At 48.2% G+C, this 24,114-nt stretch carries 14 protein-coding genes; 5 read left to right on the forward strand and 9 right to left on the reverse strand.

The annotated features are described in order from the left end of the window. Positions 1-462: 462 nt before the first annotated feature. From HQ865_RS13510 to HQ865_RS13525, 4 genes are all read right to left on the reverse strand, one after another. Entirely contained in the window at positions 463-4,674 is a 4,212-nt protein-coding gene (locus HQ865_RS13510) for a hybrid sensor histidine kinase/response regulator transcription factor (RefSeq protein ID WP_173415399.1), read from the reverse strand. 132 nt (positions 4,675-4,806) lie between these two features. Beyond that, positions 4,807-6,375, reverse strand: a complete 1,569-nt coding sequence (locus HQ865_RS13515; protein WP_173415400.1) for a glucuronyl esterase domain-containing protein — start codon at positions 6,373-6,375, stop codon at positions 4,807-4,809. Positions 6,376-6,526: 151 nt separating this feature from the next. Next, positions 6,527-8,521, reverse strand: coding sequence for a RagB/SusD family nutrient uptake outer membrane protein (locus tag HQ865_RS13520; protein WP_173415401.1), 1,995 nt, complete (start codon positions 8,519-8,521; stop codon positions 6,527-6,529). A gap of 18 nt (positions 8,522-8,539) precedes the next feature. Beyond that, positions 8,540-11,704 (reverse strand): SusC/RagA family TonB-linked outer membrane protein, encoded by a 3,165-nt coding sequence (locus HQ865_RS13525; RefSeq protein ID WP_173415402.1) that lies wholly within the window; start codon positions 11,702-11,704, stop codon positions 8,540-8,542. 729 nt (positions 11,705-12,433) lie between these two features. Between HQ865_RS13525 and HQ865_RS13530 the strand changes: the two genes are divergently transcribed. The 5 genes from HQ865_RS13530 (at position 12,434) to HQ865_RS13550 (ending at position 19,323) form a co-directional block, all read left to right on the forward strand. Further along, positions 12,434-13,705, forward strand: a complete 1,272-nt coding sequence (locus tag HQ865_RS13530) for a glycosyl hydrolase family 8 (protein WP_173415403.1) — start codon at positions 12,434-12,436, stop codon at positions 13,703-13,705. Between the two features lie 7 nt (positions 13,706-13,712). After that, entirely contained in the window at positions 13,713-14,558 is an 846-nt protein-coding gene (locus tag HQ865_RS13535) for a sialate O-acetylesterase (RefSeq protein WP_173415404.1), read from the forward strand. Between the two features lie 82 nt (positions 14,559-14,640). After that, complete coding sequence (locus HQ865_RS13540) at positions 14,641-15,873, forward strand: SGNH/GDSL hydrolase family protein (protein ID WP_202020384.1); 1,233 nt, start codon at positions 14,641-14,643, stop codon at positions 15,871-15,873. A 119-nt stretch (positions 15,874-15,992) separates the two neighbouring features. Beyond that, complete coding sequence (locus HQ865_RS13545; RefSeq protein WP_237073469.1) at positions 15,993-18,179, forward strand: alpha-glucuronidase family glycosyl hydrolase; 2,187 nt, start codon at positions 15,993-15,995, stop codon at positions 18,177-18,179. A gap of 37 nt (positions 18,180-18,216) precedes the next feature. After that, entirely contained in the window at positions 18,217-19,323 is a 1,107-nt protein-coding gene (locus HQ865_RS13550; RefSeq protein ID WP_237073470.1) for a glycoside hydrolase family 43 protein, read from the forward strand. Positions 19,324-19,535: 212 nt separating this feature from the next. Here the strand turns inward: HQ865_RS13550 and HQ865_RS13555 are convergent, their stop codons facing one another. From HQ865_RS13555 to HQ865_RS13575, 5 genes are all read right to left on the reverse strand, one after another. After that, positions 19,536-20,729 carry an endo-1,4-beta-xylanase gene (locus HQ865_RS13555; RefSeq protein ID WP_173415406.1) on the reverse strand — a complete coding sequence of 398 codons (1,194 nt, stop codon included), beginning with the start codon at positions 20,727-20,729 and terminating at the stop codon, positions 19,536-19,538. A gap of 165 nt (positions 20,730-20,894) precedes the next feature. Continuing rightward, on the reverse strand, positions 20,895-21,650 hold the full coding sequence (locus tag HQ865_RS13560) for an anti-sigma factor (protein WP_173415407.1): 756 nt from the start codon (positions 21,648-21,650) through the stop codon (positions 20,895-20,897). A gap of 12 nt (positions 21,651-21,662) precedes the next feature. Beyond that, positions 21,663-22,214 (reverse strand): RNA polymerase sigma factor, encoded by a 552-nt coding sequence (locus tag HQ865_RS13565; RefSeq protein WP_173415408.1) that lies wholly within the window; start codon positions 22,212-22,214, stop codon positions 21,663-21,665. A gap of 84 nt (positions 22,215-22,298) precedes the next feature. Further along, positions 22,299-23,228 (reverse strand): helix-turn-helix domain-containing protein, encoded by a 930-nt coding sequence (locus tag HQ865_RS13570; RefSeq protein WP_173415409.1) that lies wholly within the window; start codon positions 23,226-23,228, stop codon positions 22,299-22,301. Next, positions 23,225-23,608 (reverse strand): hypothetical protein, encoded by a 384-nt coding sequence (locus HQ865_RS13575; RefSeq protein ID WP_173415410.1) that lies wholly within the window; start codon positions 23,606-23,608, stop codon positions 23,225-23,227. Before HQ865_RS13575 ends, HQ865_RS13570 begins: the two co-directional genes overlap by 4 nt. Positions 23,609-24,114: the final 506 nt, after the last annotated feature.

Below are 24,114 nucleotides of genomic sequence, written 5' to 3' on the forward strand. Positions count from 1 at the left end.
AACAGAATGAGCTTTGGAAAATGATACAGGATGCCCCTTTTGGGTTTTATAATTTGAACGGTTTTCAGGCTCGCCAAGCGGCTTAAAATAGTACCCCTAAGCGTAAACATAAACCAAAAAAGGTTAACACAATGTAACATAATTTCGATGTGTTTTTAGTTTAAATATTTGATAATCAATGATTTATTAATATTACCAGTCAATTTTATGTTACATGGATTTTTTACCGAAATTATTGACAATTACCTGTAAGTATTAGCTGCCTTTATAAGCTTAAATTGGATATATGGGTAAACATAACTGAAGCTTTTTTAATAATATTGATACGATATGTTATCGTGCCTAATTTCCGCATAAGCACAAACCAGCGATAACAGGTTTCAGCAAAAAACATAGCATAAATGTATCCAGATCAAGATATCCGGCATAAATTAGGCTGTTGGGCCGATAAAAAAAGATTGCCTAATAATATTGCCCTTCCAGCCTCGAGCGGTTATCCTTTCGGTTAGCTGTAATATATTCGGATGGCAATACATTATACCTGCTTTTAAACAGGCGCGAAAAATAGCTCGGGGTCCCGAAGCCGGTCATATAGGCTATCTGGGCCACGTTGTAATCGCTCTTTTCCAGCAATACGGCGGCCCGTTCCAATTTAACCGAGCGGATGTATTCGATAGGGGTAAGTTCTGTCAACTCCAGCAATTTATGATACAGCGAACCCCGGCTCATGCCCACATGCCTGCTCAGTTCCTCTACGGATAGTTCGGGGTCGTTAAGCTTGGCATCGATATATTGTACGATGGTATTAAGCAGTTTGGCATCGGTCGATTCAATTTCGATCTCCTTACCGGTAACCTGTATTTGGCGCGAGTAGGCATCCTTAAGCGATCGGTTATATACCAGCAGGTTTTTAATTTTGGTATTCAGGATGTCGAACTTGAACGGCTTGGTGAGGTAATCATTAGCGCCTGATTCCAAACCCTTCAATTGATCTTCTTCGGCACTGCTGGCGGTAAGCAGGATAACCGGGATATGGTTAGTGCGCTTATCCGTTTTGATCTTCTGGCTCAGTTCAATCCCGTTCATATACGGCATGCCGATATCGCTTACAATTAACTGCGGATGCCCGGACAGGGCTTTTTGCCAGCCCTCCTTGCCATCCTTTGCCTCCAGGATCTGGTAATAGCTTTGCAGGCTATCCTTTAAATGATATCTAAACTCCTCGTTATCTTCAACCAGCAAAACCACCGGCAGCTTATTCATAACCGCGCCAGCTTCGGTCTGCAAAGGCGCATCGCCTGCTTGTACGGTATCGCGTAATTCTTCACGGTCGGTAATTTCATCGGCAAAAGGCATGGTAGCGCCAATAACCGGCAGCTTGATGTTAAAGGTAGTGCCCTTGCCCGGCTCGCTTTCAACAGTAATTTCTCCGCCATGCAACTGCACAAACTCCCGGGTGATGGATAGGCCGATCCCGCTGCCCTGGTTTAAGATGGAAGACGCCTTGCTTTCCATAAAAAAGCGGTCGAAGATGCGCGGACGCATTTCCGGGTCGATACCAATGCCGGTATCGGCTATGGTGATATAAAGCGTTAGCGGATGCAGGGCATCATGATGCGAAACCGACATTTTTACCTGCACCTGCCCGCCCTCGCCGGTAAACTTAAAAGCGTTAGACAGCAGGTTGAAAATAACGCGTTCCACCTTGTCATGATCAAACTGGGCAAACATGTATGGTGCTGTACTGGCGATAGACAGCGCGATCTTTTTCCGGTCGGAAAGATCGTGAAAAGACTCTGCCGCTTCTTTAATAAAGCCGATCAGATCGCCCTGTGTAAGGTTAAGCTTTAACTCCTGCTCCTCCATCTTGCGGAAATCCAGCAATTGGTTCACCAGGTTAAGCAAGCGGCGGGCGTTGCGCCTGATCATTTTTACCTGGCTGCTTACCGCCGGGTCTTTTTGCGTGGCCAGCAACTTATCGGCCGGGGCCAGCATCAGCGAGATGGGCGTACGGAACTCGTGACTCAGGTTGGTCAGGAACTTGATCTTTTGCATATCCAGCTCGTGGATGTACTCTGCTTCACGGCGTTGCTGTTCTATCAGCTTGCGGGCGTTTATTTTTTCCTGCTCCAACGCCAATTTGTTCTTTATTTTTTGGATACCCCGGTGCCTGATGTACAGAAAGCCGCCGGCAATAATTAAAACATAAAGGAAGTACGCATAAGGTGTACGCCACAACGGCGGCCGCACATGTATGTTAATAGCGGTACCCTGCCTGGTGCTCCACAACCCATCGTTATTACTGGCCTGCACCTGAAACACATAATCGCCCGGATCGATATTGGTATAATAGGCTGTTTTTTCCCTGCCAACCTTGTTCCAGTCGTGATCGAAGCCGATGAGTTTATACGCATATTGATTTTGCTGGGGGGCGGTATAATTCAGCGCTACGTAACTGATAGCGAAATTCTGGCCATAATCAAGGTAGATATCCTTCGCGCTGCTGATCTGTTCGCGCAGGGGGGCGTTGGCGCCGGGCACTACTTTGTTATTAGCCACTTTCAAATCGGTTAATAAAACCGTCGGGACATCGCTATGAACCGGCAGGGTTGATGGCGTAAAGTAATTGAAGCCATCCTGCCCGCCAAAAAACAATTCGCCGCTTGATGTGACCATACCTGCACCTAACACAAAGGGGCTGTCCTGCACCCCGTTGGGGCGGCCAAAATTCTTGATCTTTTTTGTTTTAGGATCAATACTGCTGATGCCTTTATCTGTACTGATCCATATCGTGCCGGCGGCATCTTCCACCATTTTATAAACCACACCGTTGGCCAAACCGTCGGCTTCGGTAAGGTGGGTGAATTTTTGCCTGTCGGGATGAAAGAGGTTAATACCGCCGCTATTTGTGCCTACCCAGGTATTACCCAAATGATCGTGCAGGATGCTAAGCACACCATCGTTGGAAAGCTGGCTGTTTACCCTGTCGTAAAGCCTAAACTGACCATTGCCCGGGTGATAAACAGCGAGGCCGCTACCGGCAGAGCCCAGCCAGATATCGCCGTTCCTGTCTTCGGCTATGGCCCGCATAAAGCCGTTCAGGGGCATAACTGCTTTGCCTTTAACAGCCCGGTTGTTATAATTCACAAAAGTTTGGGTGCGCGGATCAAGCACATCAACCCCACGGCCATTAGTGCCTATCCATATCAGCCCCTTCGAATCCTGCTTTACAAAAAAGATGTCGTTTTGACTCGGCTCGTGCGAGGTCCCATCGGCCAGGTATTGTTTATAGGTTCCCGATGCCGGGTTAAAGGCAAACAACCCATTTTGATAAGTGCCTATCCAAAGTGTTTTTTGCGCGTCCAGCTCCAGCGCCATAATGGGCAGGGAATTACCGGAATGATCGGCTTTGCTTTTAATATCGTAATGATTGAACAGGCCGGTGTAACGATCAAAAAAATGCAGCCCGCCGCCATCGGTACCTACAAATATTTCGCCCTTTTTATACTCGGCAAAAGCCGTAACTACTGATGACGACAACCCATGCGGATCAAACGGCGTACCCCGCTTTAAATTAAACAAGGCCAGGTTAGGGTCTAACTTATTGGCGCCGCCCTGGTAGGTACCCAGCCAAACGATCCCCTTTTTTGCAAAGTAGATGCTTCGTACACATTTATTGGTCAGGCTGTATGATTTACGCCTATCCGGCTTAATGTTGACGCTGTTAAAGGTGGTGCAGTCAAAAATGCTCAGACCCTCCTCGGTGCCAATCCACAATTTTCCGTTCGGGGCGGCTACAACCGTATAAATTAGGTTGCTCACGATGGATGCCGGCTCGCCATCGGCATGCTTAAACACCCCAAATGTTTTTTCGCCGGGCCGCAACATGTTTAAACCTTTATTGGTCCCAAAAAACAGCCTCCCACCGGCATCCTGTGCGATACCCCGCACTTCGTCGCCACTTAAACTGGTAGCATCATTATCGGCATGCGCGAAGCGGGTGAAGCTATTGCTGCCCCTGTCGTAAAGCAGCAGACCCGCATTGGTGCCTATCCACATCCGATGCAAGCGGTCCTCGAAAAACGACAGGATGACCGGGGTATTTACCGTATTGGTGACCAGCCTTGTGATATCCACATAATCAACTTTTTTCAGGCTTGGGTCAATAATCCTGAAGCCGCCGTAACTACCTATCCAAAGGTTTTTTTCATGGTCCTGGTAAAAGGCGCGGGCCGTTACAGGCTGGGTTTTTCTTATCGACTTATCGCCCTTATAACTCACAAATACATCGTGCTGCTGATCGTAATAAGCCAATCCGCCGCCGCTGGTGCCTACCCATAGTTTGCCGGTATTATCTTCCAGCAGGGAAACCACCTCGTTAGCCGGCAGACTGGTGCTGTCCTGTTCGTTATGGATATAAGCCGTGAAGTTGGTGCCGTCAAATTTATTCAAGCCATCGCTGGTGCCCAGCCATATCAGCCCCTTATGATCCTGCAAAATAACATTGACCGTATTGGCCGACATGCCGTTCTTGGTGGTCAGCGCGGTAAAGTTAAGTTCCTGCTGCCCAAAACTTGCCTGTGCTGCCAGCAGTAACAACAGGCAAACACGGCCAAATAACCATTTCGGCATAAGCGAAACACGCTTGCGGGGACTCATGAGTTTATCAGGCATAATTGGGTATTCAAATCGCTATTTAACAGCAATAATTTACAAATGGCTATCCCAAATATATGCCGCGGCAATAATATGTACTACTACAAATGTTTAAAATCGATGCAATTCCTGTTCAAAAGACAAGTTGGATCAACGGGTTGCCGGCCAACCGATGTTTTTATCGGCCCATTTGATAAACCATTTCATATTGGCCTGGTCCTGGTGCCCCTGATCGTGTTGGCGCCAGGCCAGTTGGCCATCAAGCAGCGGGGTGTTTACCGGGGGCATTTTTTCGGTTTGATAATTATCGGATACACCAAGTCCCTTCGCCCCCAATAATTTATATACCGGCTGCGCGGCCACCGCCGCCATATAACTCCCCTGGTGATCCAGCCATTTAGCATCGCCTTTCTCAGGGATCCCGTAGCTGATGAATGTCAGCCTCGGCGCGCACATCGCTATCAACTCGTGCGAATCCACAGGGATATCGTTGGCGGTCTTGCTGCCGAAATTCGCGTCGGAAGCACCATACTTCATAAAGTTGCCGGCCATCCAGTAGTACTCGCCGCCGGTCAGGCTTTCTACGGCCTCGCCAAAATTACGGCGGTTAAGCTTTGCGCCGCCCTCGCCTGAGGAACCCACCAAAACCATGGCAAACCTGGGTTCGTAGGCCATGGTAACCAGTGCGGCCTTGCCGTAGCGGGATACACCTTCGATGCCCACCTGCTTAGCGTTCACAGCAGGTTCGGATGCTTCCAGGTAATTAAGCGCCTGCCCGGCGCCCCAGGCCCAGGCGCGCAGCGCACCCCAATCATCGGGCTTGCGTGGCTGGCCTTTATTTACCAAGCCGATGATGCCTTTGGTTAATCCCGCGCCATTATCAGCCTGGATACTTGCCGGGTTAATAAAAGCATATCCCCATCCATCGGCAATCAGTTGCTCGGTTGATGGCGGATCATTATTTACACCCGGCACACCCGGTACATCAGGTGTCGGTTCTTTAGCCGCGGGCGGCGGACCAAATCCCGGAAATCCGGGACCAGGGGCAGCAGCAACGGGCTGATAAGCGGGATATTGTTCTAAGATAGCCTTTACTTCCGGATCGCTTTGAGCTAATAATTTTCTTAAAGCAGTATTGATCTTTTCAAGTGCTTCAGGATTAGGTTGCGCCGGGGCGGGCAAACGCGCCGGGCCAAACATCATCAGCACCGGCACCGGTCCCTTAGCATTGGCAGGCACCACCAGCACCATATCAATATCTACATTTATCAACGGGTAAGCCGAATTATCTACATGCCCTGTAATACGCTTCGCGATCACCGGCGTGCGGCCCACAAACTCCTTATCAGTAACCTTAACCGTCCAGTTTACAGCGGGTACATTTTTAGGGACGCGGCCATAAACTTCGCGGTCCATATCTTCTGCAATTTCGGGGCGGCGCTGCTTCCACCATTGGTCGGCAGTGCTTACCTTCTTACCGTTTTTAAGCGTAAGCACTTCGGGCAAGTTGGGATATGGATTGGCCAGGGCTTCATCATAATTGGCATGGTTGGGCGCTTTTTCGTTCCCGCTTGGGCCGGGCCGTAAAGCCTTTATGCCTAATTGCTCCATCATGTTTTGGTGGTCCTGCTCGGCGGTGAAATTAACAGGCGGCGGATAATTAGTTTGCGCGAAGGCGGTTGACGAAGCCAGTAAAGCCAGGTATAAGCACTTTTTCATATCGGTGATCTCTCTTTATTTAGATGGGAATGTCCCGGGTTTATAAAAGCAACAACATGGTGTTTCAAAGTCAAGGTAGTAATATTACAGGCAATTAAAAAGCCGCCCGGAAAACCGGGCAGCTTAAATAAACCATTGATATTACCAACATTTAATATCCATTGTTTTGAGGGTACGCAGGCCCCGACAATACCGCGTTAATAAGCGTTTGCGGAATTGGCCAGCGCGCATGATAAGCCTGCACATTAGGGCCGCTTATGGTATTATACATTTGGTTGCGCCTAACCAGTTGCTGCGTGCGCACCAAATCGAACCAACGGCGCGGATCGCCATATAACTCCCGGGTATACTCTTCCAGTATCAAATCCATACCGCACAGGGTAGTAGTTGTTGTTGTATTGTTTGGTATAGCTAATAAGGCGGTTTGGGCTGGTGTCAGCAACATGGCGGCGGCATTGGTGGCGTTGGCTGTAGCCATTGTTGCAGCAGTTACATAGAACTGGTTCTTGGCGGTAAGCGCGGCATCATCTGTATTACGATAAGCGGCGCGCTGCCTTAACACGTTTAACGAGGCAGCGGCGTTGGCAGCATTACCCAGCATATAGTTAGCTTCGGCGTTCATCAGGTACACTTCAGAAAAGCGCATCATTACGATCGGGCGGCTCGAAAAATCGAGGATCCCGGCGCGTTTAGGGTCGTCAAACTTCTTAACCGTTGGGAAGATGGTGCTGTTAAATTGCTTCGGCGTAACTATCAAACCTTTAAAGCCATCGCGGCGGGCCATGGTTACATCGGCGCTTGGCATCAGGATAGCGGTATCGCCATCCATAGGCACTATCGACGCGGCCTGACCAGGAGCAGCGCTCAAAGCGCCACCTGCCGGCGGAATAGATGAGGTGGTAGCCACCAGCTTACCCTTTGATGTAACACGGTCGCTTTTTAGGCCGGCGGTTACGTTAGGATTGGTGCAGATCCAAAAGGTTTGGAACGTAGCATCGTAACGGGTATCGTGGATCTGATCGGCAAAGGCCACATCCATGGTGTAAGGCTTATTTGGCGCTAAGCGGATGTATGGACGGCCGTTATAAACATCGCGCACCATACCCGCGCTACCACCCATCTTTTGCGGAACAGCATCAATACCGGCAACATTATCTACACCAGGGCCTACATAGTTAAACCTTGCCAGCACAAATAACTGGTTGATACCAAAACCACCCGAGCTTTGCTGGGTATAGTTAGAGTATAGCGGATCGCTGATCCCGTAATCAATGGCAAACATATTTTCCTTGCCGTAATCGTTGGCGGGTTTGTGCGCGTCGTAATAATCCTGCCACAGGTCCAGCCCGTAGGTGCCTTTATTAGTGATGATGGAAGCTGTAATATCCGCAGCCTGTTGAAAGTCGGTAGCTTCCTTAGCTTCGGTATAACCACGGGTAAGATAAGCTTTGGCCAAATAGGCTTTAGCGGTTGCAACTGTAGCGCTTTTACCAATACCGGCTGCCGAGAACGGGTTCGAGCTGGTGATGGTATTCGGCAAGCCCGCGGCGGCATCTGTAAAATCCTGGATAATGGTTTTGTAGATATCGGTCAGCTTTGCAGGTTCGTCGGCAGACGTAGCCTGGGTGTTAAAGGTTAAGTGCAGCGGGATCCCACTTTTTTGCGTAGCGGTAACACCACCATACATTTGCACCAGCCAAAAATAGATGAAGCCGCGCAGGAACTTAGCCTGCGCCACAAATTGCGTACGCGCGGTCGGGTCGGTGATCAGCGACGCGTTTTGGAAAACCCCGTTCAGCGTATTGATATCTACATAAAGGCCTGTAATATCCGGCCCGTTTGACGAGGTGATGCCTTTATATGAGCCATATATGGCTGGGTTAGTGCCCGCGCTGCCACCGGGGATGTTTTCGTCGGTACCATCGTAAGCGTATACAATACCCTCGCCCGAAAAGCCGCCGACGCCGCTTCCGCGCAGGTCCTGGTATACACCGGTTACCGCTGCCTGCACACCACCCGCGGTAGTAAAGTAATCGGGGTACAGGCCCGAGCGTGGTTGTTCTACCAGCATTTTTTTACAACCTGTAACCGTTGTTAACGCCGCCGTAGCAGCGATAATAAGACTGTATTTATTTAATATTTTCATGTCTCTCTGTTGATAAAATTAAAACCTTGCGTTAATGCCCAAAATAAAGTCGCGTGTTTGCGTGCCGGCGCTTATAGCTACCCCGCGGAAGTTAGTACCGCCGGTGCCGCTATTGGTGCCGCCAATATTACCGCTGGCAGATGGATCGGCCGGGTTGGTGAACGCGCCGCCAGCGCTGTTAAAGTTGTAGCCAGATTCGGCATCGGGCACAGAGAAGCTTTGTTTACGGATTGGCGCGTAAAGGAAGAACGGATTAGATACGTTGGCATAGATACGCAACGAACTTAAGCCTACCTTCTTCAACAGGTTTCCGGGAACGTTATAACCCAGGTTGATGCTTTTTGCCCTGATGAACGATCCATCATAGTATTGCAGCGTTGAATAATACGGAACAGGCGCGTAAGAGTTGGGCTCAGGAAAGGCGTTTGTTGGGTTGGTTGGCGTCCAGTAATCAAGCACCGGCTGGTTATGGCGGCCCTGGTTAAGAAACTGCCAGCCATTGGTTGATGAGTTAGACGACGATACATAAGGCACAACAGTAGTAAAGCCCATGCGGCCCTGTATCACCAGGCTTAAATCGAAGTTCTTATAGCTTACACGGTTGGTTAAGCCAAAGGTATAGTTAGGGTTAAAGTGGCCGATGATCTGATCGTCGTTAAAGTCGATCTTGCCGTCATGGTTATAATCCTCTACCTTAATCGAACCTGGCTTTTGCCCAAAGGTAACGGCTTGGGTAGCCTCGCTGGTTTGCCAGATGCCCAATTTCTTAACATCGTAGATCACGTTTAAAGGCTGACCAACAAATTCGCCCGAACCGATGATCGAAGCGCCACCGTTTGGCAGGTAAACCACTTCCTCACGGCTGAACGCGATGTTGAAATCGGTAGACCAGTTAATGCCCCTGGCATTTTGCACGTTAATGCTGCTCAGGGTAACTTCAAGGCCCCTGTTTTCAGATGTACCCAGGTTAGTGATCTGCGAACGCGCGCCGGTAGTTACCGGTAAGTTATTTGGCAATATCAGGCCGGTAGTGCGGGTTTTATAAACCTCCACCGAACCGGTGATGCGGCTTTTCAGTATAGCAAAGTCTAAAGCCAGGTTATACTCGGCCGATCGTTGCCAGGTTAAGGTAGGGTTTACCAGCGTGCTTACTAATACACCCTGCGCGTCGCCTGCCGCTACGCTACCAAACTGGTATTTAACGGCGTTCAACTGGCCTAAGGTGGTATAAGGCGAAATTGTGGTAATAGTTGATGTTTCGCCGTAGCCGCCGCGCAGCTTCAGGTTATCAATAAAATCGTACTTCTTCATGAAGTTTTCGTTACTGATCACCCAGCCTAAACCTAATGACGGATAGGTGGTGCGCTGATGCCCGTCGGCCAGTGCCGAGTTAGCATCCGAGCGGATGGTGGCTGTAACATCATACTTGCGGTCGAACGCGTAGTTTAAACGGCCGATGTATGATACCAAACCCTGTTCGCTGAACGATCCGCCAACGCTGCTGATGGTCTGGGCCAAACCTAAGTTAGAGTTCTTGTTAGCATCCGATGGGATACCGGTGCCGCTGATGTTTGAGTTTTCGGTGTGCGCCAACTCGTTGGTGAAACCGGCCACAAAGTTTACGCTATGCTTTCCCGCGAAGATGTTATCGTAGGTAAGCAAATGCTCCTGGTTTAAGCGGTACGAATAGTTGTTGATGGTGCTGGCGTTAGTTTTGGCGATGGTGGTCAGATCGGCGCCGTTTATACCATTATATGTACCCTGTAACGATTGCGAGTAATTGTAGTTCACGCTGTAACGATACTTCAAGTGCTTCAACGGACTAACCTCGGCATACAATATATCGTTGTTAACAAAGCCGCGGGTATAATTATAATACTGATCTGGCTTACTGCCCGGCAACAGCGGGTTTACAAAGGTACCATCGATCTGATCTGACTGTGGGGTAGCGTTGATGGAGCCGTCAGCATTATATGGATAAGTCAGCGGACTGATATAGCGCGCCTGTTGCAACTGGCCGCTACCGCCCGAGTTGATCAAACGCAAAGTGGTTTGAGTGCTAAGGCCAAATTTAATATAGTCGTTTATCTTATGATCCAGTGCTGCATTCAAGGCTATACGGCGGGTGTAGTTATTATTACGCTCGATGGTATTATTGGTGCGGTAGCCCACGCCCACGTTAAACTGTGTCCTTTCGGTACCGCCGGTAACGCGCAGGTTTTGATCCCAGGTGTAGGCGTTACGTAATAATAAGGCCGGATAATCGGTGCTGATGCCCTCGTTAAGCGCCTTGGTTTCGATAGCTGTAAGGAAGTAGTTATTAACCGTTTGGTTGTTTTGTAATAAGGCGCCCTGTGTAGCATCGGTTATCAACTGCGCGAATTGTGTACCGTTAAGCATTTTCAGGCTGCCCTCTAACTTATTGATACCATAATAGGTATCGTACGAAGTTATGGTTTGCCCTACCCTGCCACGGTTAGTGGTGATCAACAATACACCGCCCGATCCGCGCGAACCATAGATAGCTGTAGCAGAAGCGCCTTTCAACACATCGATGCTTTTGATATTGTTCGGGTCGATATTCTCGATAGAGTTATAAAACGGCTGGCCATCCAGTACGATCAGCGGTCCGTCGATACCCGGGGCTTGCCCGATACTGCGGTTACCCCTTAAAGTAATTACCGGTCCGTTGGTGCCGCTCACCACATCCAAACCGGCTACGCGGCCCTTCATCTGGTCAAAAACGTTTGATGCGGGTATCTCCTTTAACACTTTAGCATCAACGGTGGCTACTGTACCGGTAACATCTTCGCGTTTTAAGGTACCGTAACCTACCACCACCACCTCGTTAAGGTTGCTGGTGTTGCCTATCAGGGTGATAGTGCCCAAATTGGTTACGCCCCTTGTCAGTGTTTTTACATAATCGGTATAACCTACAAATGATATGGTTACCTTACTGGTGTTGGCGGGCACGTTCAGCGTAAACTCGCCGTTTACGTTGGCAGTGGCCGCGGTTGTGGTACCCGTTATTTTAATAGTGGCACCAATAAGCGGTTCGCCTTTTTCGTCTACAACCTTGCCATGCAGCGCAACGGTTTGTGCAAAAAGGGAATAAGAAAATAAATTCACTGATACGGTGATCAGGAAAATTTTCATGAATTTAATGAGTTGAAGTTTTTGCATATAAAGTTTTGTTATTGGTTTATAATTGTTGATCCCGCAGGGTCTTACCCGGCAGGTTTGATGTTGCTATCGGTTTAGGGATAAAATGGTTTCATCATAATCGTCAAGTTTAATAATTGGTTCTTTATTATCAGCCAACCGGTTCTTATCAAATATTTCAACCCTTGCCTTTTTGTTTAGTGAGCCTTTTATCATGATTTATAGCTAAACTCAAAAAACAATCGATTGCATAACTATCGCGACTTTTAAATTGAAATAGTGCTTTAACAAATTCGTTTCGGCTCGCAATCAGACCAGGAAAAAATATCAGAAACTTATAATTGGCTTATTGTACCGCGCCATCGCATCGTTATGCAATTTGCGATGAGGTAAAGTTCATGGGTTTGTACAATTAAGGGTGCTAATTTTCATCAAAAAACATGTCATAAATGTTCAAAGTTGGTATCATCACAGCCATTGTGCCTGTTTTTGAGCGATTTGCGCAGCTAAACCTGTATCAAAAAAATTATTTGTGAAATAATAGTTATCACGCTGCAAACATTCCGTCCATAAAGCTTAACAAATCTTACATCTCCATAAAAGCAGCCGGTAGCTTCTTGCTGATTACCAGCATGCGGGTAAAACATTTGGCCTACTAACTTCAACAATCCTGCTATCGCGAACAGGGCATACAAATTAGTTTTGAATACCGATTATTTCCCGGCCCACGCTTGTAGCAATACTGTTAAAATGAAAAGACCTTTTGCCTTTTATATTAGTGGCACACTGCTTTCCGCTGTGATCATATGCGCGTGTGCCATAGCTGCAAAGTCGCAAGGCGCTCGTGATAAAGGGGCACATCAACCGCGTAACTTCTTCCGCGAAGCAGGATACCGCCAGGCCGATATTGATAAAAAGGTAGCCAAAGCTTATCATGACGTATTTGAGGGGCCAAATCGTGTTTACTTCCCGGTGGGCGATACGATGGCTTATGTATCCGACCTGAAAAACCATGACGCGCGCACGGAGGGGTTATCATACGGAATGATGATAGCCGTGCAACTTAATAAAAAGGAGGTGTTCGACCGGATATGGCGTTGGTCTAAAAAATACCTGCAGCACCAGGATGGGCCCAGGGAGGCTTATTTTGCCTGGAGCATTAATCCGCAAACCCTGAAAAAAAACTCAGAGGGTTCGGCATCGGACGGCGAACTATATTTTGTTACCGACCTGTTGTTTGCAGCAAACCGCTGGGGCAATAAAACCGGCATTAACTATTACCTGGAGGCCCGGCGCATACTAGATGCTATGTGGAAGAAGAACGGTAATGGAAATATCTATAACATCATTAATACGGCTCATAAGCAGATCAGTTTTGTGCCGGAGGGCGGCGGTTATAACTGGACGGATCCCTCCTATCATTTGTCCGCATTTATGGAAGTGTGGGCCTTATATGCCAAAGACAGGCACGAACAGTTTTATAAAGATTGCGCCGATACCTCCCGCGCCTTTTTGCACCGCACCTGCGATCCGGTAACCGGCCTGAACCCTGACTATGCCGAATTTAGCGGCCAAACCCATGTTACCGCTTGGATGCCCGGCGGCTTCCGCTACGATTCGTGGCGCGTGCCGATGAATATCGCCATGGATTACGTATGGTTTGGCGCCGACAAGAATTGGCAACAGGATTACGCCGTTAGGTTTCAAAACTTCCTGTATTCAAAAGGGATATACCGGTTTGAAGATCAATTTAATCTGGACGGGTCGCGACCGGAATTTATTCTCCAGGCCGGCCCGGTAAAAAAGCTGCGCCACTCCATTGGCCTTGTCGCCACGGCAGCGGCTACGGCGCTCATCAGTAAAAACAATAAAAGCCTTGAGCTTGTACACGCCTTATGGAACACAAAACTTGAACCCTACGACGACGGATATTTTGACCCTTATTATGATGGCCTGCTCTATCTGTTCAGTCTGATGCATTTAAGTGGCAAATACCAGGTAATACAACCGGCTGCACATTAAGTTATATATGAAGATAAAAATACTCGGCACTGCCCTGCTTACGCTGCTCGCACTAAAAGGTGTATCCCAGGATCCTAAATTCTACATTTTTCTGTGTTTGGGTCAATCGAACATGGAGGGGAATGCCCGGTTTGAGCCGCAGGATACTGTGGTAAATAAGCGCCTGCAGGTATTGGAAGCTGTAGATTGCCCTAACCTGGGCCGTGTAAAGGGCAACTGGTATACCGCCGCCCCGCCCCTATGCCGTTGCTACACAGGCATTACCCCTGCCGATTACTTTGGCCGGACGCTGGTTGAACACCTGCCGGAGAAGATCAGGATCGGCATCATCAACGTATCGGTGGCGGGGGCCAAAATAGAAGTCTTTCAGCAGGGCGCTTATCAAACTTACCTTTCAACCGCGCCTGACTGGATGAAAAATACGGCGACCGAATATGGCGGCAATCCTTATGCCCGGTTGGTAGAGATGGCAAAGATCGCCCAAAGATCAGGCGTTATAAAGGGCATCCTGCTACACCAGGGCGAATCGAACACTAATGATACCCTTTGGACAAAAAAGGTGCAGGAGGTATATACCAAATTAATAAAAGACCTTGGCCTGAAAGCCAAAAAGGTGCCCCTGATAGCGGGCGAAGTGGTAAACGCCGATCAGGGCGGCATTTGCGCCAGTATGAACAGGATCATCAACCAGTTGCCGCAGACCATCCCCAACTCTTATGTCATTTCCTCAGCAGGATGCCCTACGGGCACCGACCACCTGCATTTTACTGCCGGGGGATACCGGATGCTGGGCAAGCGTTACGGCATAAAAATGCTCGAATTGCTGGGCTACAAAGTCCCGGTTACCGAATAATATCAAAACCAATTAAACCTTAACCGCTATAAATAAGATGTATATAAAAGGAAACCCGCCGGATAAGAGCCGCTTTAGAAACATGCGTAGATATTGGCTGCACTTCGGGCTATTTACTGTGTTACTGCTGGCCTCTTCGGGCATTTTTGCCGCCATAAAACCAATACCTCATCACAAATGGGTAGGCACCTGGGGCACCGCACGGCAACTGGCGGAGCCTAATAATATGCCACCAGCGCCGGGGCTAAGCAATAATACCTTAAGGCAGGTAGTGTGTGTATCCATTGGTGGCAAGCGGCTGCGCTTGAAGCTTTCAAACGAGTTTGGCAATAGCCCGCTTACGCTCAAAACGGTGCAGATAGCGGTTTCAAAGGGCAACGGGATTATAGATCCTTCTACATTAAAGATTTTAAAGTTTCACAACAAAACTGGCGTAACCCTTACTGCCGGTACAGAATTATTTTCGGATGCGATATTATTTGATCTGAAGCCGAGAATGCAGTTGGCTATAACTATTGTTTTTGGCGATGTTCCATCATCCATAACGGGGCATCCCGGTTCCCGAACTACCTCTTATCTTTTAGCGGGCCAACACAGATCATCCGGTACCGATTTTACCGACGCCGTCAAAGCCGATCATTGGTATGTGATCACCGGGATAGATGTGGATGCGCCCAAATCGCCGGGTGCGGTAGTAGTTTTGGGCGATTCTATTACGGACGGGCGTGGTTCGGGCACCAATCAGCAGGACCGTTGGCCAGATAATTTGGCCACTAACTTACTGGCGAACAACAGCACCAAACAAACAGGCGTTTTAAATATGGGCATCGGCGGCAACGCGATACTGAAGGGTGGCCTCGGTCCTACCGCGCTTAACCGGTTTGAGCACGATGTGCTTAAACAAAGCGGCGTAAAATGGCTCATCATTTTTGAGGGGGTGAACGATCTGGGTGGCACGCCCGATAGCGTCGCTGCTGTATCCGTGGCCCAAAACATTATTACCGCTTATACCAAAATGATAACCGACGCGCATGCAAAGGGCATAAAGGTATACGGGGCTACCATCACGCCGTTTAAAAAGAGCAATTATTACCGGCCATACCGTGAGTCGGCCCGCAATACCATTAATGACTGGATACGTACCAGCGGAAAGTTTGACGCGGTGATCGATTTCGACAAAGTGCTGCGTGATCCGAACACCACAGACACTTTACTACCCGAAGCCCAGGCCGGTGCTAACGATTACCTGCACCCTAACCAGTTGGGCTATAAAATGATGGGCGATGCGGTCGATCTGAAGTTGTTTGGAAGATAATATTACGGTTTAAAATAGATTTTGATACTTATTACGATGTGTTTTGAAATACCTTTAACTACCGGCTGCTGAACCCACCGGCTAAATATCAAGCAATTTTCAAACACATAAACATTACAATGATGAGCATTAAGCTAAATAATTACCGGCTGAAAGGCATACTGTTACTATTCATATTAACAGGCATTTCCGCCGCGCATGCCGAAGACGGGTACCGCCTTTGGCTAAGGTATGATGCCATTAGCAATAAAAGCCTCGCTCAAAGTTACCGCTCAGCGATTTCGCAACTGGTTTTCCCGGCGCGCAACCCCGTGTTGGATGCAGCCAAAAAAGAATTGCGTTCAGGCTTAAAAGGCTTATTGCAACATCAACCGGCAGAGGTAAAAACAGCAACGGGTAATGCACTCGTCATCGGTATGCCGCAAAACAATAGCTTAGTTGCCGGCGCGCAATTTAAAACCGTTTTAAACGGATTGGGTACCGATGGCTATTTTATCAGATCGGTAGCAACTGGCGGCAAAAACTGCCTGGTTATCGGTGCCAATACTGATAAGGGCGTGTTGTATGGTGTTTTCAACCTCCTGCGGCTTTTGCAAACCAATAAGCCTATAGATCACCTCAACACGGCCGATCAGCCATCGGTTACTTATCGCATATTGGATCATTGGGATAATTTAAACCGCACTGTGGAGCGCGGCTACGCCGGCTTCTCCATCTGGAACTGGCATAAACTGCCAGAGTTTATCGACCCACGGTATCTCGACTATGCCCGGGCTAATGCCTCTATCGGTATTAACGGTACGGTGCTGAATAACGTAAACGCCAACGCGCTGTCGTTAACCAACCAATACCTGGTAAAAGCTGCTGCTATCGCCAATGCATTACGCCCCTATGGCATAAGGGTGTACCTTTCGGCAAGATTTAGTGCACCAATAGAAATAGGTGGCTTAAAAACAGCCGATCCCTTAGACCCCACAGTTAAAAAATGGTGGGCCGATAAGGCCGATGAGATCTATCGGTTGATCCCCGATTTTGGTGGATTTTTGGTAAAAGCTAATTCTGAGGGGCAGCCCGGGCCGCAAAGCTATGGCCGCAACCATGCCGATGGCGCCAACATGCTGGCCGATGCCGTAGCGCCCCACCATGGCATTGTAATGTGGCGCGCCTTTGTGTACGACAATAATGTGCCCGACGACCGCGCCAAACAAGCCTATAACGAGTTTAAACCACTCGACGGGCAATTCAGGAGTAACGTAATTATACAGGTTAAAAATGGCGCTATCGATTTTCAGCCACGCGAGCCGTTCCACCCGCTGTTTGGCGCCATGCCTAAAACCGCGCTAATGCTGGAGTTACAGATCACGCAGGAGTACCTGGGCTTCTCCACCCATTTGGTTTACGAGGCGCCGCTGGTAAAGGAATGCCTCGACGCGGATACTTATTCAGCCGGTAAAGGGTCGACCGTAGTCAAGGTGCTGACCGGAAAAATGAACCCTGATTTGATAACCGGAATAGCCGGGGTGGCCAATATTGGCACCGATATGAACTGGTGCGGGCACCCCTTTGCGCAGGCTAACTGGTATGCCTTTGGTCGCCTGGCCTGGAACCCGGCACAAACTTCAACCGCCATTGCCGACGATTGGCTGCGGATGACCTTTAGCAACAGCCAAACATTTGTGGCCGATGTAAAGAAGTTCATGCTGCAATCGCGCGAGAACACGGTGAATTATATGACACCGCTGGGGTTGCACCACATTATGGCGGCAACCGGTCATTACGGTCCGGGCCCCTGGGACAATAACCTAAGCCGCGCCGACTGGAACCCGATTTATTATCACAAGGCCGATGCGAACGGTATCGGTTTCGACCGTACTACACAAGGCAGCAATGCCGTAGGCCAGTACGCCCCACAGGTGCGCGATGCGTTTAATAACCTCGCAGCCTGCCCTGATATCTACCTGCTTTGGTTTCATCACCTACCCTGGAATTATAAAATGCGCTCGGGCGAAACGTTGTGGAACGAATTGGTGGATCATTATTACCGCGGTGTAGATTCGGTAAGGGCGATGCAACAAATATGGAACCGCATGGGTACTTATGTAGATTCGGAACGCTTTACCGAAGTGCAGCAACTGATGAATATACAGCTAAACGAAGCCACCCGCTGGCGGGATGCCTGTGTGCAATACTTTCAAACCTTTTCTAATATGCCCATACCCGCTAAGTATCCAAGGCCGCTGCATCCCCTGCAATATTATAAAGATCAGCGGTTCAACTTTGTACCGGGCACAGGCGGCAGCAATTAACCAATATCTCAACCCTTAAAACAACCAATTACAGATCATGATCAAGTTTAACTCATCCAAAAGCCTGCTGTGGCCAACAGCTGTGGTAGCCATGGCCTTAGCTTCATGCAGTTCGCCAACGGCCAAAACGGCGGCGACAGATACCGCTGCTAAAAAAACAACCTACCTGTCTGAACCGCTCATTAAAGAGATTTACACCGCCGATCCATCGGCCCATGTGTTCAATAATAAGATCTATATCTACCCCTCGCATGATATTGATGCCGGTATTGCCGAAAACGATAACGGCGACCATTTTGCCATGCGCGATTATCATATCCTATCGATGGACAGCATTGGCGGCAAGGTGACCGACCATGGTGTGGGTTTGAATATTAAGGATATCCCATGGGCCGGCCGCCAGCTTTGGGCACCCGACGCGGCATATAAAAATGGCACGTATTACCTGTACTTCCCGGTAAAGGATAAAAAAGACATTTTCCATATCGGCGTGGCCACAGCTAAGGATCCGGCCGGCCCTTTTAAAGCCGAAGCCCAGCCTATAACCGGCAGTTACAGCATAGACCCCGCCGTCTTTACCGATACCGATGGCACAAGCTATATGTACTTCGGCGGCATTTGGGGCGGGCAACTACAACGCTGGATAAATGGCAAATACGCCAACGAATCAAAAACCGATTCGAAGCAACCCGATGCGCCGGCTATCTCCTGCAAAGTGGCCAAACTAACTGCCGATATGAAGCAATTTGACGGCCCGGTAGCCGACGCGGTTATTATAGACAGCCTGGGCAAGCCCTTGTTAACAAAGGACAGCACCCGCCGCTTCTTCGAAGGTTCGTGGATGCATAAGTATAACGGTAAGTATTACTTCACCTATTCTACCGGCAACACCCACTTTTTATGCTACGCCATCGGCGATAAACCGACCGGGCCATTTACCTACAAGGGCGTATTTATGAAGCCGGTACAAGGCTGGACCACCCACCACTCCATTATTGAAGTAAAGGGCAAATGGTATATCTTCTATCACGATACTGAGCTATCCGGCAAAACACACCTACGTAATATCAAGGTAACTACGCTAACCCACAATACCGATGGCTCCATCCAACTGATCGATCCGTTTGGTAAAGCGTCGAAGTAATTGGAGCCAACTATCGTAAATTAACTTGTCATAGATAGAGCTTGGAACGGTTTGTGTGCGGGGGCGCAAAAGAGAAATCTTATACGTGCGACAAGCATGCCGTATAAAATTTCTCTTTCGCCACTCCGCTTCTTCCTCCCCCACTCTATCGAAATGACAAACTGTTGGTTGTATGGCACACGGTTGTGTTTTAAGCTGTCAGTAAGGTACCCTCAAAAATCAACCACCGACCAATACGCTTTCTTACGCTGCAGGTTTTCATCAAACAACAAGGGATAAGCCTTTCGCACCATCCGTGTTGTGGCTTCACTTGCCGCCGCGCCGCCGGCCAGGCCGCCGCCGCGCATATCCAGCCAGCTGTATCTATCGGATACATTCCAAAAGGTTACGCCGGTGATCACCTTTTTATACTGCCTGAAGATCTCGAATATCTCCCTATACCGGTCGGCTTGCCTTTGCGCCAGTGTTGGCGTTAGGCCTGAATCTACCGGCAGGGGGGTATTTGCGCTACGCTGTGCGTTACGCTCCCTTACGGTGATATCCAATTCGGTGATCTGGATCTTTAATCCCAGGGAAGCATAACGCTCTATCGCCTTCCTGATCATCTCCGGCGATGGGTCGCTTAATTTCCAGTGGCCCTGCATGCCAACACCGGTAATCGGTACGCCCGCGTCTTTAAGACTTTTCAATAGCCGGTAGATCTTTTCGCGCTTGGATTCATCTTCGCTGTTGTAATCGTTATAAAACAATTCGGCTTTAGGATCGGCGGCGTGGGCATATTCAAAAGCTTTGGCGATAAATTCATCGCCGCATATTTTATACCATCGGGTGTTGCGCAGGTAATTGGCCGGGGTGTCATCAATAGCTTCGTTTACCACATCCCATGCATATATTTTGCCTTTATAACGATTAACGACAGTAGTGATATGCGCCTTTAACCGGGCCAGCAGAACAGCTTTACTAACAGGGTTGCCTACACTATCCTTAAACATCCAGCCCGGGGCCTGTGTATGCCACAAAAGGTTATGCCCGCGTATCCTGATGTTGTGTTTGGTGGCAAAATCAACAATGGCATCAGCATTCGTCCAGTTATACCTGTTCTCTTCGGGATGGATCGACCCCATCTTCATGTCATTCTCGGGGGTAACGCTGTTAAACTCCTTTTCAATCAGATCGGCTTCCGGCCCTTGTATGGCCCTCATATTTACAGCTACGCCAATGGGGAAGTATTTTTTGTAATAATCCTTCAAGCCTTTTTCCTGCGCAATTTTATGAGCAGGCACCGGCAATTTGTTTTTATTTATCCATTGAATACAGCATAGCGACACAAGCAGCAATCCGGCGATCAGGCCATAGGGCCTCAGCTTTATAAGATAGATTTCAAGCGTTTGGGTAACAGTTGACATGAGATCGTTTTTTAAGCTAAACTCGATAAAAACATCTGGCAGCGATGCGATATTTTAAGCTTTTTATAGCGACAAATGTTCAGGATGTGCTATTCCTCAGATATGCCGCTGCTCATCACAACAGGAGTATATCGTAATTTAAGGATCCGGAACGGTGACGAACAACTATAGTTTTGTAAGAAGCTCACTGGCTTTTTTGTAGTTAGCCGTCCCCACCGGCACCAGTTTTAACCATTGTTTTGCCAATGCGTTATTCTTTTGCTTCACATAACTTAAAGCCATGTAATAAGCGGCATCATACTTAAATGCGGAAATGCCATTGTATATGGATTGCAGAATGGATCTCGCCTTAGCCTCTTGCTTATTTTGTATCAGGGTGATAGCGTAGTAATAGGCGACCAGGCTTTTTGTGGTATCGGCAGCATATTCTTTGGCCAGCAGGTTCCCGGCGTTGGTAAATTCTTTTTTGTTATAATAAACCGCGGCTTTTTCTAAGTTAGTTTGGGTACCCTCTCCGCGTTCGGCTACCGACATAGTTGTGGCTGTATTATACTGCTCGAATAAACTTTTACGCCATGGGTTAAATATGAATAGGCCGATAATGAGTACAGCGGCCACGCCTGATATCCAGCGGGCATAAGTTTTAAACGAAACAACCTTAGCAGTTGGCCTCATCTCAACTATTGCAGCTTCGGGGTTAAAATATTGACTATTTAAGTTACCTAAAGTTTGTTTTAGCCCATCAAGGTTTTCATCAGCAGAAAAATGGGTTTGCAGCGCCACCGTTGCCTGCTGATACTGCTCCACATAATCGCGTAGTTGGGCATCGCCCTGCATCAGCAGTTCAAATTCCCTTTGCTCATGCGGTTCCATCTCCCCATCTGCATAACGGGAAGCCTGTAGAATGCTGTCGTTTTCCATTGCCATATGCCGTTATTGTTGTACCAGTTTAATTAATGATGCCATACACTCTGATTTCTTTTTGCGCAGGTACCCATAGGTAACACCCATTGCTTCAGCCACCTTTTCCTGCGCCTCGCCCTGCATGCTCCACTGGATAATTTCCTTACACCGGTCGCCTAATTTTTCAAAAGCGGCCATGAACTTGCTATTCTGCTCGTTCTGCGCTTCCATTTCATCGGCCTGGGCAAAAGTATCCTCGCTGGCATGTAATAAATCGTCGGTGCTATTTGTTACCGGTATAACCGATCTTTTTTTCAATTCGTTCAGCCATTTGCGTTTGCATACCAAAAACAAAAAGGCGTTAAACGGACAGGAAAGTTGCAAGCCCTTGTTTTTTGCCTGGTGATAAATATCTATTAAAGCTTCCTGGAAAATATCGGCGGCATCATCTTCGGTGCCATTATTAAAGCAGATGTATGATCTCACCTGCCGTGCGCAGCTTTTATATACCTCATCAATCAAAGCGGCATCATTGTTAAGCAAAGCTGTAACATAACGCTGGTCCGGATGCGGTGCTGCCATAGGTTGTGTAGACGGTGTATATGGTTTTTCGGACTAAATATAATATTTATTAAGGAACCGGACAGTTTGGTTGTAAAATGGTAATTACTTTTTCAGCATATCTTTATAACGGTCAAGATCTTTACGGCCCGAGACCTTGAGTTTGGCGTAGATATTATTTACATGCGTTTTAACAGTGCTTAGTTCTATGTTTAATGCCATGGCTACTTCCTTATTAGGTTTGCCCGATAAAATAAGCCCGGCGATATCCTTTTCCCGCTGACTTAGTTCGCGCCACACCTTCAGTAAGGCTTGCCTTTTGTAAAAGCGCAAACCATATAACAGCGACCCGGCAATAAGCAGCCCCTCTGCTATCAAATAAAGCGCCCAATGATTTTCTTTCCGGTAGTCTTTAAAAATAGCGGCCCCATAAGCATTGTGTGTATCGTACCGACTTAATATATCCTGCAGATCCTTCCGCTGCCGGTCGGTTTGCCGGGTTGTATGGCTAATAGCCAGCAAACCCACCAATTGCGAAGTTGATTTGGCGGCTACCGTTATAAAGGCATTGTTACCGGTAGTGTCGTTAGCGGCCAGCTTTAATAAGGCGTTCAGTTCGGCATTAGCCTTACTGCCGCTGATATCCGATTGATTTATTGGCTTGCCAGCTTTTTTTGTAAAATGGATCTGGTATGCCTGCCTCGCGATAAAAAAAACGTGGTTCACATCGTTACTGCCTATCAGCAGGGTTGATACCGGATCTCCCTGCCGGATAAAATGCAGCCGGTATAAAGCATCGGTGGCATCGGCCGGGAAGCTTACAGAAAAATTCCCGGCAGTATCTATATCGCCCTCCGAAACGATCAGCGCCCTCGACGCGGTAAACATATCATCAAAACGGGGCAGGCGCGAAATATAAACCTTGCGCGCCCAAACCCCATCAAGGCTTACCTTGCCCACCAGGCGGGCCTGCTGACCGTAACTTAATACCGGCATCAGCAGCGATATGCATATAATGGTTAGATATCGTTTCACGGTTTGATCACCTCAATATCATACGTAATTCTGCCTGTTGCTTTTTCAGTTTTTATGGCCAGGTTCCAGGTACCTGCTACCGGGGTGCTGGTGCTTTCCGATGATTCTACTTTTGACCGCTCGCTTCCCCCACCCTTTGTTTTACTGCTTAAAGTAAAGCCGCCGGCTTTCTTACCCTTAGGGTCGGTGAATGTTAAGGTCGCTTCACCGTTGGTGAGGTCTGCTCTAACCGCGTACTTCAAATTTTTAGCCCCGGCAGCTACTTCGAACGGGATACTGCGGTTAATTACACTGTCCTTCAGGTCGATGGTACCCTTTAGTCCCTGCGCCTTCGCGCCTACTGCCACAAGGGCAAGCAATAAAAATAATAGCTTTTTCATGTTTTCTAAATTTCCGGTAAAGTTTTGAAATACCTGAAAATGGAAAGAATTTTTTAGGGTGGATAAAGGGTGGAGTTAGGGATGGATTTGTAGAAACGCACATATATGATAGCGTCCGCATGCTCGAAATGGACTGGAACGGCAAAGTTATAGGCTTTAAAGAGCAATAACTTAGTTAAAGGCAGCAAAACAGGCCGCACCTGCGGAGCTCTTTTATTTGTTAGCAAAACCCTACCAACGGGTCATCCCTCCGGGATTTTAACGCGCAGCGTAGCGCCGTAGGTGCGATATGTTGGTAGAATAATATAGTGTGCATAACCGAGTCCCATCGGGGCGGCATGTACGCTGTCCTTAAGCTGGTCTATTACCCTTTAAAGAGGTAAGATCTGCATCAAAAAATATTTTTAAAAAAAATTCAAAAAAGGGGGTAACAAATTTTCGCTGCCGCTGATATAGCTACAAACAACGATAAAAACGGCGGACGCAGAAAAGCCAAAACAGAGTAA

The organism is Mucilaginibacter mali, from assembly GCF_013283875.1.
In the GTDB taxonomy this organism is placed as follows: Bacteria; Bacteroidota; Bacteroidia; order Sphingobacteriales; family Sphingobacteriaceae; genus Mucilaginibacter; species Mucilaginibacter mali.

Excerpts from the sequence above, each read along its gene's own strand:
- HQ865_RS13510 (WP_173415399.1), bottom strand. The coding sequence starts at position 4,674 with ATGCCTGATAAACTCATGAGTCCCCGCAAGCGTGTTTCGCTTATGCCG.
- HQ865_RS13515 (WP_173415400.1), bottom strand. The coding sequence starts at position 6,375 with ATGAAAAAGTGCTTATACCTGGCTTTACTGGCTTCGTCAACCGCCTTC.
- HQ865_RS13520 (WP_173415401.1), bottom strand. The coding sequence starts at position 8,521 with ATGAAAATATTAAATAAATACAGTCTTATTATCGCTGCTACGGCGGCG.
- HQ865_RS13525 (WP_173415402.1), bottom strand. The coding sequence starts at position 11,704 with ATGCAAAAACTTCAACTCATTAAATTCATGAAAATTTTCCTGATCACC.
- HQ865_RS13530 (WP_173415403.1), top strand. The coding sequence starts at position 12,434 with ATGAAAAGACCTTTTGCCTTTTATATTAGTGGCACACTGCTTTCCGCT.
- HQ865_RS13535 (WP_173415404.1), top strand. The coding sequence starts at position 13,713 with ATGAAGATAAAAATACTCGGCACTGCCCTGCTTACGCTGCTCGCACTA.
- HQ865_RS13540 (WP_202020384.1), top strand. The coding sequence starts at position 14,641 with ATGCGTAGATATTGGCTGCACTTCGGGCTATTTACTGTGTTACTGCTG.
- HQ865_RS13545 (WP_237073469.1), top strand. The coding sequence starts at position 15,993 with ATGATGAGCATTAAGCTAAATAATTACCGGCTGAAAGGCATACTGTTA.
- HQ865_RS13550 (WP_237073470.1), top strand. The coding sequence starts at position 18,217 with ATGATCAAGTTTAACTCATCCAAAAGCCTGCTGTGGCCAACAGCTGTG.
- HQ865_RS13555 (WP_173415406.1), bottom strand. The coding sequence starts at position 20,729 with ATGTCAACTGTTACCCAAACGCTTGAAATCTATCTTATAAAGCTGAGG.
- HQ865_RS13560 (WP_173415407.1), bottom strand. The coding sequence starts at position 21,650 with ATGGAAAACGACAGCATTCTACAGGCTTCCCGTTATGCAGATGGGGAG.
- HQ865_RS13565 (WP_173415408.1), bottom strand. The coding sequence starts at position 22,214 with ATGGCAGCACCGCATCCGGACCAGCGTTATGTTACAGCTTTGCTTAAC.
- HQ865_RS13575 (WP_173415410.1), bottom strand. The coding sequence starts at position 23,608 with ATGAAAAAGCTATTATTTTTATTGCTTGCCCTTGTGGCAGTAGGCGCG.